This window comes from Tropicimonas aquimaris, from assembly GCF_042676185.1.
Taxonomy (GTDB): Bacteria; Pseudomonadota; Alphaproteobacteria; order Rhodobacterales; family Rhodobacteraceae; genus Tropicimonas; species Tropicimonas aquimaris.
In genome coordinates, this window is the sequence record NZ_JBHTJT010000012.1 from 45,109 (window position 1) to 60,208 (window position 15,100).

Annotated in this window: 13 protein-coding genes; 2 read left to right on the forward strand and 11 right to left on the reverse strand. The window is 63.7% G+C overall.

Annotated elements, in window-relative coordinates; translation table 11 throughout:
• Positions 1-276 precede the first annotated feature (276 nt).
• The 10 genes from ACFQ2S_RS10625 to ACFQ2S_RS10670 form a co-directional block, all read right to left on the reverse strand.
• The gene (locus tag ACFQ2S_RS10625; protein ID WP_386074437.1) at positions 277-975 is read right to left on the reverse strand and encodes a zinc metallopeptidase; all 699 of its coding nucleotides are present in this window, start codon (positions 973-975) and stop codon (positions 277-279) included.
• 303 nt (positions 976-1,278) lie between these two features.
• Positions 1,279-1,923 (reverse strand): Crp/Fnr family transcriptional regulator, encoded by a 645-nt coding sequence (locus ACFQ2S_RS10630; RefSeq protein ID WP_386074438.1) that lies wholly within the window; start codon positions 1,921-1,923, stop codon positions 1,279-1,281.
• Between the two features lie 265 nt (positions 1,924-2,188).
• Complete coding sequence (locus ACFQ2S_RS10635; RefSeq protein ID WP_386074439.1) at positions 2,189-4,288, reverse strand: alkyl/aryl-sulfatase; 2,100 nt, start codon at positions 4,286-4,288, stop codon at positions 2,189-2,191.
• Between the two features lie 175 nt (positions 4,289-4,463).
• Positions 4,464-5,324: a bile acid:sodium symporter family protein gene (locus ACFQ2S_RS10640; protein ID WP_386074440.1), complete on the reverse strand. Its 861-nt coding sequence runs from the start codon at positions 5,322-5,324 to the stop codon at positions 4,464-4,466.
• Positions 5,325-5,327: 3 nt separating this feature from the next.
• On the reverse strand, positions 5,328-7,031 hold the full coding sequence (locus ACFQ2S_RS10645; protein WP_386074441.1) for a SulP family inorganic anion transporter: 1,704 nt from the start codon (positions 7,029-7,031) through the stop codon (positions 5,328-5,330).
• Between the two features lie 76 nt (positions 7,032-7,107).
• Entirely contained in the window at positions 7,108-8,916 is a 1,809-nt protein-coding gene (locus ACFQ2S_RS10650) for an alkyl/aryl-sulfatase (protein ID WP_386074442.1), read from the reverse strand.
• Between the two features lie 42 nt (positions 8,917-8,958).
• Entirely contained in the window at positions 8,959-9,120 is a 162-nt protein-coding gene (locus tag ACFQ2S_RS10655; RefSeq protein WP_386074443.1) for a hypothetical protein, read from the reverse strand.
• Between the two features lie 376 nt (positions 9,121-9,496).
• Positions 9,497-10,678 carry a dihydrolipoamide acetyltransferase family protein gene (locus tag ACFQ2S_RS10660; RefSeq protein WP_386074444.1) on the reverse strand — a complete coding sequence of 394 codons (1,182 nt, stop codon included), beginning with the start codon at positions 10,676-10,678 and terminating at the stop codon, positions 9,497-9,499.
• Between the two features lies 1 nt (position 10,679).
• Positions 10,680-11,699, reverse strand: coding sequence for an alpha-ketoacid dehydrogenase subunit beta (locus ACFQ2S_RS10665; protein ID WP_386074445.1), 1,020 nt, complete (start codon positions 11,697-11,699; stop codon positions 10,680-10,682).
• A complete protein-coding gene (locus tag ACFQ2S_RS10670) occupies positions 11,690-12,928 on the reverse strand; it encodes a thiamine pyrophosphate-dependent enzyme (RefSeq protein WP_386074446.1) in 1,239 nt (412 codons plus the stop codon). The genes ACFQ2S_RS10665 and ACFQ2S_RS10670 overlap by 10 nt, the downstream gene beginning before the upstream one ends.
• Before the next feature lie 139 nt (positions 12,929-13,067).
• Here ACFQ2S_RS10670 and ACFQ2S_RS10675 point away from each other — a divergent pair, with 139 nt between their 5' ends.
• Complete coding sequence (locus tag ACFQ2S_RS10675; RefSeq protein WP_386074447.1) at positions 13,068-13,526, forward strand: Lrp/AsnC family transcriptional regulator; 459 nt, start codon at positions 13,068-13,070, stop codon at positions 13,524-13,526.
• Here ACFQ2S_RS10675 and ACFQ2S_RS10680 read toward each other — a convergent pair.
• Complete coding sequence (locus ACFQ2S_RS10680; RefSeq protein ID WP_386074448.1) at positions 13,523-14,338, reverse strand: DeoR/GlpR family DNA-binding transcription regulator; 816 nt, start codon at positions 14,336-14,338, stop codon at positions 13,523-13,525. The two genes, ACFQ2S_RS10675 and ACFQ2S_RS10680, sit on opposite strands and share 4 nt — an antisense overlap.
• A gap of 281 nt (positions 14,339-14,619) precedes the next feature.
• Between ACFQ2S_RS10680 and ACFQ2S_RS10685 the strand changes: the two genes are divergently transcribed.
• A complete protein-coding gene (locus ACFQ2S_RS10685; RefSeq protein WP_386074449.1) occupies positions 14,620-15,081 on the forward strand; it encodes an NUDIX hydrolase in 462 nt (153 codons plus the stop codon).
• Positions 15,082-15,100: the final 19 nt, after the last annotated feature.

A 15,100-nucleotide genomic window follows, 5' to 3' on the forward strand; every position in this document is an offset into this window, starting at 1 on the left:
TTTTCGGATACGATACAATAGGGCGCCATTCTTTGAAACTGTTTCCAGAGAGAGGCGCCTGAGCAAGGGCCGCTCTGTCGCCACGTCTTGAGATCCGATGGAGTTCACGAAGAAGAATGAACAGCCGCGGATAAAGTATGTTTTGTGAAATGAAAGGCCGATCGGTTCGCATGGGGGGCGAACGGAGCGGCCGACATGCTCTTCATGGAATGACCGGCGGACGCGGGTAACGCCAGGGGCCGGGAAACGCTCCGCCGCCGACACCGGCGGCAGGCTTCAAGATCGGTTTCGACCGCCGCGGGCAAAGAGAAGGATCAGGTAAAACACCCAGGACCCGATGGCGGACACGGCGGCCGCGACATAGGACCAGGCGGCGCTGCGCAGGACAGCGCGCACGCCCTCGATTTCTTTTGCATCATTGATGATTCGGTGGCTGACGAGTTGGTCAAGCGCCCTTCGGCTCGCGTCGATCTCCACGGGGAGAGTGATCAACGCGAAAAAGGTCGAGGCGCCGAACAGTATCGCTCCGATCCACGCCATTCGGGGAAGGTCCAGCATCAGTCCGCCGATGAAGATCCAAGGCGCGATCTGTGCACTGAGTTGCACGACCGGCACCAGGAGATTGCGCATCTCCAGCGCGAAATAGTCGTCTGCATCCTGGATGGCGTGACCAGCCTCATGCGCCGCGATCCCGATCGCCGCGACCGAGGGCGTATAGTAGATGCTCTGGCTCAGCCGAAGGGTCTTGCTTCGCGGATCATAGTGATCGCTCAGAACCCCTTCAGTTGCCTCCACGGCCACCTGCTCAAGGCCACGAGCATCCAGCAGGTACCGTGCGACCTGCGCGCCTGTCGCGCCGGAGAGAGCGGGCGTGCGGGAGTATTTCGCAACGTTGTACTTGATGCGGGATTGGGCATAGGCCCCGACAACAATGCCGGGCAGCACCAGAAGCCAGAAAAGCAGGTCGGTGGGCATAATATCTGTCCGCGGTTGGTCGCTGTCGTTCGCAAAGCATAGCAGCCGGACTCGACCAGTCCATGGAGCGCGAGGGACGGTCTCAAACAAAGCCGGGGAAACATGATGACACTTCGCTCGTGTTCGGCATGGCCGCTATGCCGACGGGCAACAGCGGTGGCGCGTTTCACCTCCCCTGGCATGCTCCCATCCGGTGACCCGGTTCGATTGCTACCGAAACCTTGATTGATACTGGAGGCCCGTCGCGCAGCCATTGTCCCCTGTTTGTGAGAATGGACCCAAAAGTGCTGTTGGTGCGCGCGTTCATTGTCGTTCGGCTTCGTCTTCGAGAGCCCGGCGGTCAAGGATGCGGATCCCGCCATACTCCGTTCGGACGATTCTGGCCTCGATGAGTTCGGCAAACGAGCGCCGGAACGCCGCGCGGCTCATTCCTGCCATCGCGCCAAGTTCGGTCTGCGTCGCATTCACGCGCCCGTCCTTTGTCGCGAGCCTCAGAAGCATGCGAGCAAACCTCGAGCGCGGGGGGAGCGCGACCGTCTCCACGAGAACCTTGAGCGTCAGCATGATTTTGGCATGGTTCAACCTGTAGAAGTAGACGATGTCCTCCGGTCGTTCCGAGAGATGGCGGAGCAGAGGTCGGGCCGGTATTGAGAGCACGAGGCTTTCGACGCGCGCAACGACGGACAGCCCACGCTTGGTCTCGGCAAGAAGCGCGGAATCGCCAATCCAGAACCCCGGCTGAGCACGGTGCAGAACGACCATCTCGTCGTCGGACAGCGGGACGGCGATATCCAGTTCCCCGTTCTCGAGGCCGAACACCCCGTTCGGCTCGTCCCCGACTTCGTAGAGATCCTCGCCAGCGCGATAGGTCCGCCAGTTGGCAAGCGCCAACATGCGTTCGCGGAAATCTTCCGGCTGCTCGGAGAACCATCCGGTGACTGCCAACACACTCGGAGCCGGAAGACCTCGCTGACCCTGTTGGTTCACCAAAACGACGCCCCCCGCGGTGCCAATCCACCTCGCATGCTAGCATGGACGCGGCGCGTTCCAATGGCCGTCCCCCGACAGCGTGGTCTCACATGATGCCTCGATGTCGACCCTTCGCCGGCCCGGTCTATCGGCGCCTCGGTAGGGCTGTCACGCGACGCCGGAGCACCGGCTCACCCGGGGCGCGATTTGCGGCGCTCGGACGCTCATGTCGATGGGCGTGCTTTCACTCCGGGATCACGGCGCCGATATCGCCCTCGAAAGGCGCGACGTCGGGAAGCACCGTGCGGCCCTTTGTGCCCGGCATGATCTCGAAGCGCGGGTCGAACTCGACCATCAGCGTCGCAAGTTGTGTCAGGATCGCGAGATCGCCCTCCGCTCGCATCGTGCCATCGGCCAGAAGCGCCTCCAGCTCCACCTCTCCCGCCATGACACGCTCGAGATCGGAACGGTTCACGGTCAGGCTGAGGTCTGCATCCTCGGCACGGAAGCCCGCAATGTTGGTCAGCGTCTGATTTGCCAGTTCGATGACGAAGCTCTCGCCGTTGTCGGGCGTCTCCAGGTTTATCACGAACGCGAGCCCCTCGGCGCGGCGGCTGTCCATCTTGATGGCGAGGAAGTTGAGGAACAGCTCGGTCGACATCGCGCGGATCACTTCCGGGCTGGAGCTGCTGGCGACGGTTCCCTGCGGGATGCCGGTGCGAAGCTCGTAGGCAGCGGCGAGGAAGCTGTTGCGGATGCCCGGGTTCTCCTGCTGGTAGCCGATCTGCTCGAACGCGTCGGCGAGTGCATCCTTCGCCTCATTGTTCTCCGGTTCGGCCTGCACCAACTTGTCGAGGATCTCGGTGGCAAGCAGGTAATCGCCGGCATCGTGCAACGTCCGGGCTCTGGCGAGGATTGCGGAAGCTCCCCCCATCATCTCGACGTAGAGCGGCGCGGAGTCGGAGGGGGCAAGCGGGATCAGCGTCGTCGGGTTGCAATCCCAGAAGCCGAGGTAGCGCTGAATCACGCCGCGGGCGTTGTGCTCGGGCGAGCCATGGTAGCCGCGGCAGTGCCATTTCGCCTGCAGGGCTTTGGGCACTTCGTAGACGTGGTGGATCTGGTTGATGGTCACGCCCTGGTTCGCGTAGTGCAGCACCTGGTTGTTCATGTTGGCATAGAGATCGCGCTGGTCGCGCAGCACCTCGCGGATGCGCTCGTTACCCCAGCGGGGCCAGTGGTGAGAGGCGAACATGACCTCGGCTTCCTGTCCGAAGCGATAGAGCGCCTCGTTGATGTATTTGGACCAGTTGAGCGGATCTCGGACCGGGGCGCCTCGCAGGGTGTAGATGTTGTGGAGCGTGGCGGTGACGTTCTCGGCCATCCACAGCGCCTTGAGATCGGGGATGTAGGTGTTCATCTCCCGTGGCGCCTCGGTGTTGGGCGTGTTCTGGAAGATCATCCGCACGCCGTCGACTTCGAACTCCTCGATCGGATCGGTAACGAAACGTGTCGGCGCAATCAGGCCTGCGGTCCCGGCCGGGATGCGGTGCCCGAGTCCCTGGCTGACGAAGCCATGTGGCGCCACCGGGAGAAGCAGACCGTACTGGTAGAACAGCCGCCGGTTCATGGCATTGCCGGCATAGACGTTCTCGGAAATCGTGAACTGCATGAAGTCTCGCGGTGCGATGATCTCGACCCGGCCTTCGGCCACGTCCTCGGGCCGGACGATGCCGCGGACGCCGCCCCAGTGGTCGCCGTGGGTGTGGGAATAGATCACGGCTGTAACCGGCAGGCCCTCGCCGACATGTTCCTGAAACAGGTTCCAGGCCGCGCGCGCGGTCTCGGTCATGGTCAGCGGGTCGATCACGATCCAGCCTGTCTTGCCGCGCACGAAGGTAATGTCGGAAAGGTCGAAGCCGCGCACCTGGTAAATGCCGGGCACCACTTCATAGAGGCCGTAGTTGTTGTTGAGCCGTGCAATTCGCGTGAGCGACGGGTGGATGCTGTCGAAATCCCGCTCCTCGTTCAGGAACTGGTATTCCGACATGTCGAAGGCGACGTTCCCGGCGTCGGCCATGATCTGCATGTCAGGCATCTCGGCGATGAGGCCGCGCGCCTGCTCATCGAGGTCACGAGTGTCATCGAAGGGCAGGCTCGTTTTCGCCTCGAAAATCACACGCTTCGTATGCTCCGACGGTGCCTTGCCCTTGGGGTGGAAATGGCCCGCAAGCGGCGCCGGAGCTTCCTGCGCCATCGCCGGTCTCTCGTCGAAGAGGGCGCCGCCAAGCGCGAACGCCGCGCCCGTCGTGGGCAGGGATGCGAGGAAGGTTCTTCTTGTGGTCATGGCCAACTCCTTTTCAGTGCCGTACTGCGATCTCTGAGCTGCAGCGCGTTGCGCCAACCGGTCTGGTTATGTCTTATCTCATGCAATCCAATTTCGACGTAGCTTTCGTTGCCTTTGCGTAAAGGCGCGTGCGATCCCGTCCAGAGACGCAAGCTGCCGCGCGTTTGGTGGTGGCCTATCCGGTGTCGATGCGACGCCTGATCCAGCGCGCGTAGGCCATGGCCAGAAGCATGGCGAGAAGCCCGTAGCTCAGAATTGTTGGAATGGCGGCAAGGGTCGGCTCGGACCTTTCGGCGATGTACAGTGCAAGCCCGAGGTTGCGCGCGACCGTCACGATGGCGAGGCCGCCCCTCCGGGAGTCTTTCGGTCCGCCGAGCCAGTGCCCCGATACAAGCGCAGCTGCTGCCAGAGCCAGCACCGCCGCGGCGCCGAGCCACCCAATCAGCAGCTTGTTTCGCAACTCCGGAACCAGGGCCAGGGCCAGCACCACGGCGACGATGAAGGCCGCGAACAGCAGCTTGCTGGCTCTGGAGAGCCGCGGTGCATGACGTCTGACGGCCTCTGGTGCGAAACGTACGAACAACCAGCCAAGCGCCAATGGCACGAACGTGACGAGCGCGACCTGCCGCGCGATCGTTGCCGGTGCGACCTCTGGCGGTGGCAACTCGATGGCAGACTCGAACAGCGCAATCACCAGAGGCATTGTGAGCACCGCAAGCGCGGCAAGGGTCACCTGCAAGGCCGTGACAAATTCCCGGTCGGCCCCCGCCGCCTCCGATCTGCGCGTGGTCAGAGGCGCGCCCGGCGCCGCGGCAAGAAGGACGAGGCCGATTGCGACCTCGGCGGAAACCGGCAACATGGCGATCAGCAGAAAGGCGGCGAGCGGGACCATGACGAGCGAGGACAGGAGCGCGCGCAGAAGCGGTCTGGTCTCGCGATAGAGGCGCATGGCGCTCCCGGGAATGTGCTGCAACCCCATGTCGAACATCTGGGCGAAGACCACGAGACCCGTGAACAGAACGATCGCGTCCGGCATGACCTATCCCGTCTCATTGCCGGCGACATCGCGGTCTGTGCGCCCCGCAAACTTCTCGCGGGCGGCTGCGATGGCTGCGTTCAAGGCGGCGCCAAGTTCGGGTTGCTCCCTGTAGACATTGTCTGATCCCACGTTTTCTATGACGCCGGTGCGTTCAAGCTGGCCGTGGAGTTCGTCGTTGACGCCTGTCAGCACCAGCGTCCCGCCCGCGCGGCCAATGTCCGAGGCGTAGCGTTTGAGCAGCCGGATGACCGTGCTTCCCAGATCGTCGACATCGCGCAAGATCAGGATCAATGTCGAACCCGTAGCCCCCGCCACTGAAGGAAGCTGCGCTTCGAGCGCCTGCGCCGAGGCGAAGAAGAGCGCGCCCCTCACGCGCAAGACGCGCAACTCGTCACGTCCCAGGACACGCGGAGCCGCCTTCTCGACCGGAAAGCCGCCATCGACCAGTTCGATTTCCCGCACTTCGACGCGGTTCGACATTCGCAAAATCTGCAGAAGGAACGACAGCGCCACACCGAGCAGGATCGCGAATTGCAGCGGCAGGAACAGCGTTGCGATGAAAGTCGTGAGCATCGCGGCTCGGGCCAGCAGCCCCGTCGACCAGACCATGCGGATAGTCTCGGGCTGGATGTTCTGGAAACCGACGACGAGCAGCAGGCCCCCGAGCCCGGCCATCGGCACCAGCTTGACCGTATCGACAAGCAGCAAGACGATCAGTATGACGAAAATCCCTGCGAAGATGTTCGACCATCTGGACCTTGCGCCCGCCTGATAGTTAACCGCCGTTCCGGACATGGATCCGCCGCATGGAATGGCGCCGAAAGCGCCTGCGGCAAGATTGGCCACGCCCTGTCCGACGAAGTCGCGCGACGTGTCGGGAAAGGTTCCGTCGGGATTGGGGTAGCTCTGCCCGACCCCGGCCCCCTGGATCAGCCCGATGATCGCAATGGCAAAGGCGGGAAGTGCGAGGACATGGATCTGGGCCATATCCGGCAGAATGGGGTGGGGAAGGCTCCGCGGAATGAATGCTATGTCGCCCACGACAACGGCAGTGAGGTCGCCGAGCATCCGCGTCAGCCCCAGAGCAAGGCCGGTCGTTCCTGCCAGTGCGATGATCAGTGCGAATTTCCGCGCGAACGTGCGTTGGAACAGCAGGATCAGCAGAACGGTCGAGAGTCCGAGGAAGACTGTCTGAGGATCGAACTCACGCCAGTTGAGCGCGGTGTCGGCCAATCTCAGTACATGATTTGGCTGCGAGCTCGAGAAGCCGGTGATGTCGGACACCGAGCCGAACATGATCAGGAACGCGATCCCGGTGATGAAGCCTGTCATCACAGCATTGGACACGAAGCGGATAAGCCGACCGAAACGCAGCAGACCGAAGGCAAGCTGGAACGCTCCGACAAACAGCACCAGTGTCACCAACGCCGCGATCCTGGCATCGGCATCGAACGGTTGAAGCGCCTCGCCCGCGGCCACTGACAATGCGCCCGTGGTCGACACGTTCATGAAGATGGAACTGGTGAAGACTGCACCTACCGGCATCGCTATCATCAGCGCATAGAGGCCGGCCACCGGGTTGACCGTTGCCAGCACGGCGTTCGCCATGCCTTGCGGAACGTTGACGATCGCAAAGGTTGCGCCGGCGACGAGGTCTGACACGAGGTTCCCCGGTTCGAGCTTCAAGCCGGCTGGCAACTTCATGCTCGTGCTCCTCTTTCCTCCCCAAACGAGAGTGCCGGGCCGCACTGCCAATGTGCCCTCTCCGCCATCACACAGGTCACTCCGGGACGACCTGCTTCATCTCCTCGGTATCGAAGGGATCGTGATCGGTGGCCGCGGGCGCCTCCTGGCGCGTGCCCGGGAAGATCTCGAAGTCCGGCGTGAAATCCACCATCATGGTGGCGAGCCTCTGCAGGATTGTCGGATCCCCTTCCACCAGCGCGGTTCCGTCGGCGATTTGTTCCGCTAAGCTCCTGGCGCCGGTCAGGGTCTGGTTGAGCGCCGCGCGGTCGATCGTCAGGACAAGATCCGGATTGGACGCCTGGATCCCCTTGATGTTGGTGAGGGTTGCATTTTCGAGCTCGACGATGAACTCTTCGCCGTTGTCCGGAGTGCGCAGGTTCATCGTGAAGCGTTGGCCAGCAGCCTTCGCACTGTCGAGACGGATTCCGAGGAAGTTCAGAAACAGTTCCGTCGACATGGCCTGCATCACATCGGGGCTCGATGTAGTGGGGATCATGCCGGCGGGAATTCCCGAGCGAAGTTCCAGCGCCCCGGCGAGGAAGCAGTTGCGCAGTCCGGGGTTTTCCTGCTGGTAGCCGATCTGTTCCAAGGCGTCCGCCATCAGATCCCGACCCGTCTGGTTGCCCGGCTCCGCGAGCACGAGCTTGTTGAGGATCTCGACCGCCATCTTGTAGTCACCGGCCTCGTATAGCCTCGCCGCCTCCGCGATGATGGCTTCACCGCCGCCCATCATGCGGACATAGACCGGCGCGGACTCCTCCGGCGAGGGCGGGATGAGCGTCGCGGGGTTGCAGTCCCAGTATCCGAGATAGCGCTGGATTACCCCCCGCGCGTTGTGCTCCGGCGAACCGTGGTAGCCGCGCACATGCCAGTGCTTCCGAAGCTCCTCGGGCACCTTGTAGACGTTGTGGATCTGGTTGATCGTCACGCCGTTGTTGGCATGGTGCAGAACCTGGTTGTGCATGTTGGCATAGATATCCCGCTGGGCCCGCAGCACCTCCTGGATGCGGGCGTTGCCCCAGCGGGGCCAATGATGCGCGGCGAACATCACCTCCGCCTCCTGACCGAAGCGATAGAGCGCCTCGGCGATATATTTCGACCAGTTGAGCGCATCGCGCACAGGTGCACCGCGGAGCGTGTAGATGTTGTGCAGGCAATGGGTGACGTTCTCGGCCATCCAAAGTGCCTTCATCCCGGGGATGTAGGTATTCATTTCCGATGGCGCCTCGGTGTCGGGCGTGTTCTGGAAGATCATCCGCACCCCGTCGACCTCGAACTCCTCGAAGGCCTCCCGGACGACCCGTGTCGGCGCGATCAGCGTCACGGCGCCGCGCGACGTTCCCTGGCCGAGGCCTTGAGTGACGAAGCCGTAAGGATCGATCGGAAGCATGATGCCATACTGGTAGAACGCGCGTCGGTTCATGGCGTTGCCGGCATAGACGTTCTCGGCCACGGTGTTGTCCATGAAGCCCACGGGCGCGATGATCTCGACCTTTCCGGCGAGCACCTCTTCCTCCGTAACCACGCCCTTGATACCGCCCCAGTGATCGACGTGGTTGTGGGAATAGACGACCGCAGTGATTGGCAGGTCGCCACCCACATGCTCGCGGAAGAGCTCAAGGCCGGCGCGGGCCGTCTCGGCCGAGATCAGGACGTCGAAGACGATCCAGCCGGTCTTTCCGCGCACGAAGGTCATCTGCGACAGATCGAAACCGCGGATCTGGTAGATACCCGGGATAACCTCGAAGAGCCCATATTCCTGGTTCAGCTTGGCCTGTCGCAGCAGCGACGGGTGAATGCTGTCATAGCTGTCGGCGGCGTCGATGAAATCGAACTTGCCCATGTTCCAGGCATCGTGACCGCCATCTGCGGGGATCCGTTTTTCTTACATCCGGGCGATCAGGCCACGCGCGCTTTCCTCGAAATCGCGTGTGTCGTCAAAGGGAAGATCCGCGCTCGCCGTCCTCAGAATGGACCGCGATTGCTCGGTGGGCATCTTGCCCTTGGGATGGAAATGGAGGTGCCCGATGTCGGAGGAATCTGTCATTGAAGCAACCCCGCTGTTGGCTGATGCCTGGAAATGTCTCGCCACGACTGGCCCCGAGCGGGACGCTGCAGCGATGACCGCTTGGGAACACAACGCCATAATAACGGCGCGTTTTTGCAAGATTGCAACAATTGTGGCAATCGTGAAGAATTCCGGATTGCCCGTTCGGCGGATCCGCAGACTGATACTTGACCACACTTGTTCCGGGAATGCCCACCCGCAGCGACAGGTCGAGAAGCGACCGGGTCCGTCCAGCCGCTGCCAATGCGAGGCGCAAACCGTCCCGTCTGTGCCTGCGGAAATCCATGCCTGCTGCGAATGAGTTCCCGCACGGTGACAAGCGGCGAGCGGGCAGGTTCGTCGATGATCCGCCCCGTCAGGCAAAGAGCAGGGCGGGGGTCTCCAGAAGCGTCTTGAGTCGCGCCACGAAACGTGCCGCGTTCCAGCCGTCCACGATCCGGTGATCCAAGCTCGCCGAGAGGTTCATCATCTCCCGCGGCACGAAGTTCCGGCCGTCCCAATGCGGGCGAACCTGCTTTCGGTTTACGCCGAGGATGGCCACCTCGGGGTAATTGACGATCGGCGTCGTGGCGAGGGCGCCGAGCGGCCCGAGCGATGTGATTGTGATCGTACTGCCGGAGAGATCCTCGCGCGGCAGCGAGCCGTCACGTGCCGCATCGGCCAACCGGGTGATGCCGGCGGCGATCTCCCAGACCGTCTGCGCCTCGGCATGGCGCAGGACCGGGACGAGCAGCCCACGTTCGGTCTGGGTTGCGATGCCGACATGCACGGCGTCGTGCCGGTGCAGCACGCCCGCCTCGTCGTTGTAGCGCGCGTTGACTTCCGGCGCTTCCGACCGCGCCACGATCATGCCGCGGATCAGGAAGGGCAGCAGGGTGAGCCGCGGTTGCGTTTCGGACCGGTCGGCGTTCATCTGGCCGCGCAGCCGCTCCAGCTCGGTCACGTCGACTTCCTCGACGATGGTGATCTGGGGAATCCGTTCATGGGCGCGGACCATCTGCTCGGCGATCTGCCGGCGCAGGCCGATGACCCTGGTTTCCGTAACGCCATCGCGCGCGGGCGCCTTGCGGGGCGTGCCGGCCAGGCGTCGGTCGAGGTCGGCATGGGTGACGCGGCCCTCGGGCCCGGTTCCCTCTACCTCCGAGAGATCCAGCCCGAGGTTTCTCGCGCGCTGCCGCACGGCCGGGGCAGCGAGGGAGTGTTCGATTTGCCTGGGGCTTCTGGCGGGCGGCGGGGTGGGGCTGGGGGCCGCTTCGGTTGGCTCGGCTGAGGTCTCGGGCGCGTCCTCACCGTCCTCTGCAACGTTGAGCCGCACCAGCGGCGCTCCGATGGCGAGCCTGTCGCCCGGTTCGCCGGCCCGCCAGACGAGCTGGCCCGAGGCGCTCGCGGGGATCTCGACCGCCGCCTTGTCGGTCAGAACCACGCCGAGCGGCTCGTCCTCGCGCACCCATTCGCCGACCTCGACCATCCATTCCGAGATTTCGGCCTCCGCGATGCCCTCGCCGATGTCCGGCAGCTTGATGGTGATCTCCGGCATCTCAGGCCTCCATCGCTTCGCGCAGCGCCCGGCCGACGCGTTCCGGTCCGGGGAAGTAGAACCATTCCTGCGCATGGGGGTAGGGCACGTCCCAGCCCGCGACGCGGCCGACCGGCGCTTCGAGGTGGTAGAAGCAGGTCTCCTGCACCCGCGCGGCCAGTTCCGCGCCAAAGCCGCTGGTCAGGGTCGCTTCGTGGGCAACGACGCAGCGTCCGGTCTTGCGTACCGAGGCCTCGATCGTCTCGAGGTCGAGCGGGATCAGGCTGCGCAGATCGATGACCTCGGCATCGATCCCCTGTTCCTCCACCGCCGCCAGCGCGACGTGAACCATCGTGCCGTAGGTCAGGATCGTCAGGTCGCCCCCCTCGCGCCGGATCGCCGCACGCCCGAGCGGGACGTGGTAGTGCCCCTCGGGCACCTCGCCCAGCGGATGCCCCTGCCACGAGGTCGTCTCCCGCTCGTGGTGCCCGTCGAAGGGACCATGATAGAGCCGTTTGGGCTCCAGGAAGATCACCGGGTCCGGGTCCTCGATGGCGGCAATGAGCATCCCCTTGGCATCCTGCGGGTTAGAGGGGATCACCGTCTTGAGGCCCGACACATGGGTGAACAGGGCCTCCGGGCTCTGACTGTGGGTCTCTCCGCCGAAGATGCCGCCGCCGGTCGGCATCCGGATCACCAGCGGGCAGGTGAAATCGCCATTGGAGCGGTAGCGGATGCGGCTCGCCTCCTGGGTGATCTGGTCATAGGCGGGATACATGTAATCGGCGAACTGGATCTCGACGCAGGGGCGCAGCCCGTAGGCCGCCATGCCGATCGCCGCGCCGACAATGCCGCTCTCGCTGATCGGCGTATCGAAACAGCGCAGCTTGCCGTGTTTCTGCTGCAACCCCTGCGTGCAGCGGAAGACCCCGCCGAAGTAGCCGACATCCTCGCCAAAGACGATCACGCGCGGGTCGCGGGTCATCATCACATCGAGCGCGTCGCGCACCGCCTCGACTATCGACATCTGCCTCACAGCCATTTCTCGGCCGCCTCCTTCTGGCGCCTCAGGTGCAGGGGCATTTCCTCGTACAGGCCGTCGAAGATGCTGCGCCGGCGTGGGGCGCCGCCACCAAGCAGCGTGCCGTTCTTCTCCGCGGCCTTCTGGGCGGCGACCACAAGATCGTGGATCTCCGAAATCGCCTGGGCGTGCCGCTCCTCCGACCACAGCCCGCGCCGGATCAGGTGCAGCTTGAGCCGCTCGATGGGGTCGCCAAGGGGCCAGGCATCGGACTCCTTCTTCGGACGATAGGCTTCTGGGTTGTCGGACGTCGAATGCCCGCCGGCGCGATAGGTGACATGCTCCAGAACCGTCGGGCCGAGCCCCTGCCGCGCCCGTTCCACCGCCCATTTCGCCACCGCGTGCACGGCGAGGAAGTCGTTCCCGTCCACCCGCAGCGCGGCGATCCCGAAGCCGAGCGCGCGGGCGGCCAGCGTGCCGGATTCGCCCTTGGCGATGCCTTGGAAGGTCGAGATCGCCCACTGGTTGTTGACGATATTGAGGATCACCGGGGGCTTGTAGGTCGAGGCAAAGACCATCGCGGAGTGGAAATCGGATTCCGCCGTGGAGCCGTCGCCGATCCAGCCCGCCGCGATGCGGTCCGATCCGTCGATCGCTGCCGCCATCGCCCAGCCCACGGCCTGCACGAACTGCGTCCCGAGATTCCCCGACACGGTGAAGAAGCCGTAGTCCTTGGCCGAGTAGAGCACCGGTAACTGCCGTCCGGCCAGCGGATCCTTCTGGTTCGAGAAGATCTGGTTCATCATCGTCTCGAGCGGATAGTCCTGGGCAACCAGAAGCCCGGCGTTGCGATAGGTCGGGAAGTTCATATCGCCCTTGCCGAGCGCCCGCTGAAAGGCGATGGCCACCGATTCCTCGCCCAGCTGCGGCACGTAGAACGAGGTCTTGCCCTGCCGCTGCGCCGCGATCATGCGGGCGTCGAGCGTGCGCAGTATCATCATCTGCCGAAGGCCGGCCAGCAGTTCCTCGTCCGACAGCATGGTGGCCCAGGGGCCGACCGCTTCGCCATCCCGCCGCAGGATCCGGATGATCGAGAAGGCGTGGTTGCGGAGCAGGCGCGGCGCGACGTCGAGCGGTGGCAGGGTGACGGCGCCGGCCTCCGGGATCTTGACGTCGGAATAATCGGGCACGTCGCCGGGCCGGAATTGCGGCTCCGGAACGGTCATGCGCGGCTTGGGCGTGTCCTGCATTTGGTGTCTGGCGCTCCATGGATGTCCTTACCGCCAATCTACCCGAGACTGGAAAGCGGGTTTCGCCAAATGCACTTCTATACTTCTCAATTTGTGGCCATAAACGCTGCAAAATGTTCGTTCTGAAGAGGATTTCACCATGGACAAGATCGATCGACGAATCCTCGAGATTCTTCAGAAGGACGCGAGGATCTCCATCGTCGAACTGGCCGAGCGCGTGGGGCTCTCGGCGACGCCTTGCCGGAACCGCGTCGCCAAGCTGGAGCAGACGGGGGTGATCGCACGCTACGGGGCGGTGGTCTCGCCGGAGAAGGCCGGCTACCCGATCACCGCCTTCGTTTCGGTGGAACTGGAGCGGCAGGAGGCGCAGAGCCTTGCGCTGTTCGAGCGGCGCGTGGCGGAGTTCGAGGAAGTGGTGCAGGGATTCCTGATGACCGGCAGCCAGGATTTCCTGCTGCGGGTGGTGGTGGAAGACTTGCCGGCCTTCGAGCGGTTCCTGCAGGATAAACTCACAACTGTGCCGGGCATCCGTTCGGTGCGGTCACGGTTCGCCTTGCGGCAGTTCGTCTGGCGCAGCCGCCTGCCGGCCGCCGACTAAGCCGGATCGGCCACCAGAATCTGCACACCGGCTTCGGTGAAGGCGGCCTTCAACTCTCCTTCAGGCGCGAGGTCGACGACGAGGGAGGACAGCGCCTTCGGCCCACCGACATGGGCAAAGCCCTTGCGACCGAATTTCGAGGAGTCGACCAGCAGATGCCGGTGCACTGCGCGTTGCAGCATCGCCCGCTTGACCGCCGCAAAGCCGCGCACGGTTTCCGACGGACCTTCGGCGGAGAGCGCGGAGGCGCCGATCATGCAGCGGTCGACGTTGAAACGGTCAAGGAACTCCACGGTCTCCGGACCGACGAGGGCCGATTCCGCCGGCAGATAGGCGCCGGGGGCGAGCAGCACCTCGGCGGCGCCGTGGCCGATGGTCATCGCCACCGGGATCGAATTGGTGATCACCGTGCACCGCGTGTCGAGAAAGGCCAGTGCCCGGGCCAGTTGCAGCGTGGTCGAGCCGGAGTCGATCATCACGGTCTCGCCATCCTGTATCAGTGCTGCGGCGCGCCGCCCGATCCGCTCCCGCTCCTCGATCCGGGCGACCGAGCGTTCGTCGAGGTTTGGATAATGACCCTGCGGCGGAGCCGAGGCGCCGCCGTGAGCGCGAGATACCAGCCCGTCGCCGGCCAGCGCGTCGAAATCGCGGCGGACCGTTTCGGTCGAGACATTGAAGCGCTGGGCCAGTTCGCTGATGCGCACATGGGGTCTCAGCTTCAGTTCCAGCAGGATCTGCTTCTGTCGCTCCGCCTTCCTTAGGCGGTCACGGCTCCCGCGTGCGGTCTCCTGATAGGTCTCGATTTCCTGCATTTTTCCCGCCGTGTCGCACCCGTGAGCAAGAATTGTGGTATTTCCGAAGTCATGCAATGTTTTTTGTTGCAAAGACCACCTTTGTGGCGCGAGTATTCGCAAAACGCAAAGAACCATCCAAGAGCAGGCCACCTGAAGACGATCGGTGATCCGAACGCGCGATCATTGAGCCGGAAGTCAAAAGCCGTAGGATCGGTGTGAGCGAGATTTGCGCGTCGTTCGGAGAGGGTGATCTGCGCTGATGGCACGGAATGTATAATCGCACGTGAGGAGGACGTGACTTGCCGAGGGACCAGGTCGATCAGATTGCCGCGCTGCCGCTGCATCGTGACCGTAACGGCAAGCTCCGCGTTCTCATGGTGACTTCGCGCGATACGGGCCGGTGGGTTATGCCCAAGGGCTGGCTGATGGATGACAAGATGCCCTGGCATGCCGCCGAGATCGAGGCGCTGGAAGAGGCGGGCGCGGTAGGGTTCGTCTCGGAGCAGCCGATCGGGCTTTACCACTACGACAAACGGGTGGGGCAAGGTGGGGTGGTGCCGTGCCGGGTCACGCTCTACCCGATGATGGTCGAGAAGCTTAAGCGCCGCTGGAAGGAGCGCAATCAACGCAAGCGGCACTGGTTCTCGCCCCGCAAGGCAGCGAAGCTGGTCGACGAGAAAGAGCTCTCCGCCCTCCTGAAGGACCTGCCGAAGCAGTTCGACGATCTCGATCTGGATGAAGGCTTCCGAAACGCCTCCTGAAGGTGTTCTGACCTCGCGA

Coding starts and splice junctions, on each gene's coding strand:
- ACFQ2S_RS10625 (WP_386074437.1), bottom strand. CDS start 975: ATGCCCACCGACCTGCTTTTCTGGCTTCTGGTGCTGCCCGGCATTGTT.
- ACFQ2S_RS10635 (WP_386074439.1), bottom strand. CDS start 4,288: ATGACCACAAGAAGAACCTTCCTCGCATCCCTGCCCACGACGGGCGCG.
- ACFQ2S_RS10640 (WP_386074440.1), bottom strand. CDS start 5,324: ATGCCGGACGCGATCGTTCTGTTCACGGGTCTCGTGGTCTTCGCCCAG.
- ACFQ2S_RS10645 (WP_386074441.1), bottom strand. CDS start 7,031: ATGAAGTTGCCAGCCGGCTTGAAGCTCGAACCGGGGAACCTCGTGTCA.
- ACFQ2S_RS10650 (WP_386074442.1), bottom strand. CDS start 8,916: ATGGGCAAGTTCGATTTCATCGACGCCGCCGACAGCTATGACAGCATT.
- ACFQ2S_RS10655 (WP_386074443.1), bottom strand. CDS start 9,120: ATGACAGATTCCTCCGACATCGGGCACCTCCATTTCCATCCCAAGGGC.
- ACFQ2S_RS10660 (WP_386074444.1), bottom strand. CDS start 10,678: ATGCCGGAGATCACCATCAAGCTGCCGGACATCGGCGAGGGCATCGCG.
- ACFQ2S_RS10665 (WP_386074445.1), bottom strand. CDS start 11,699: ATGGCTGTGAGGCAGATGTCGATAGTCGAGGCGGTGCGCGACGCGCTC.
- ACFQ2S_RS10670 (WP_386074446.1), bottom strand. CDS start 12,928: ATGCAGGACACGCCCAAGCCGCGCATGACCGTTCCGGAGCCGCAATTC.
- ACFQ2S_RS10675 (WP_386074447.1), top strand. CDS start 13,068: ATGGACAAGATCGATCGACGAATCCTCGAGATTCTTCAGAAGGACGCG.
- ACFQ2S_RS10680 (WP_386074448.1), bottom strand. CDS start 14,338: ATGCAGGAAATCGAGACCTATCAGGAGACCGCACGCGGGAGCCGTGAC.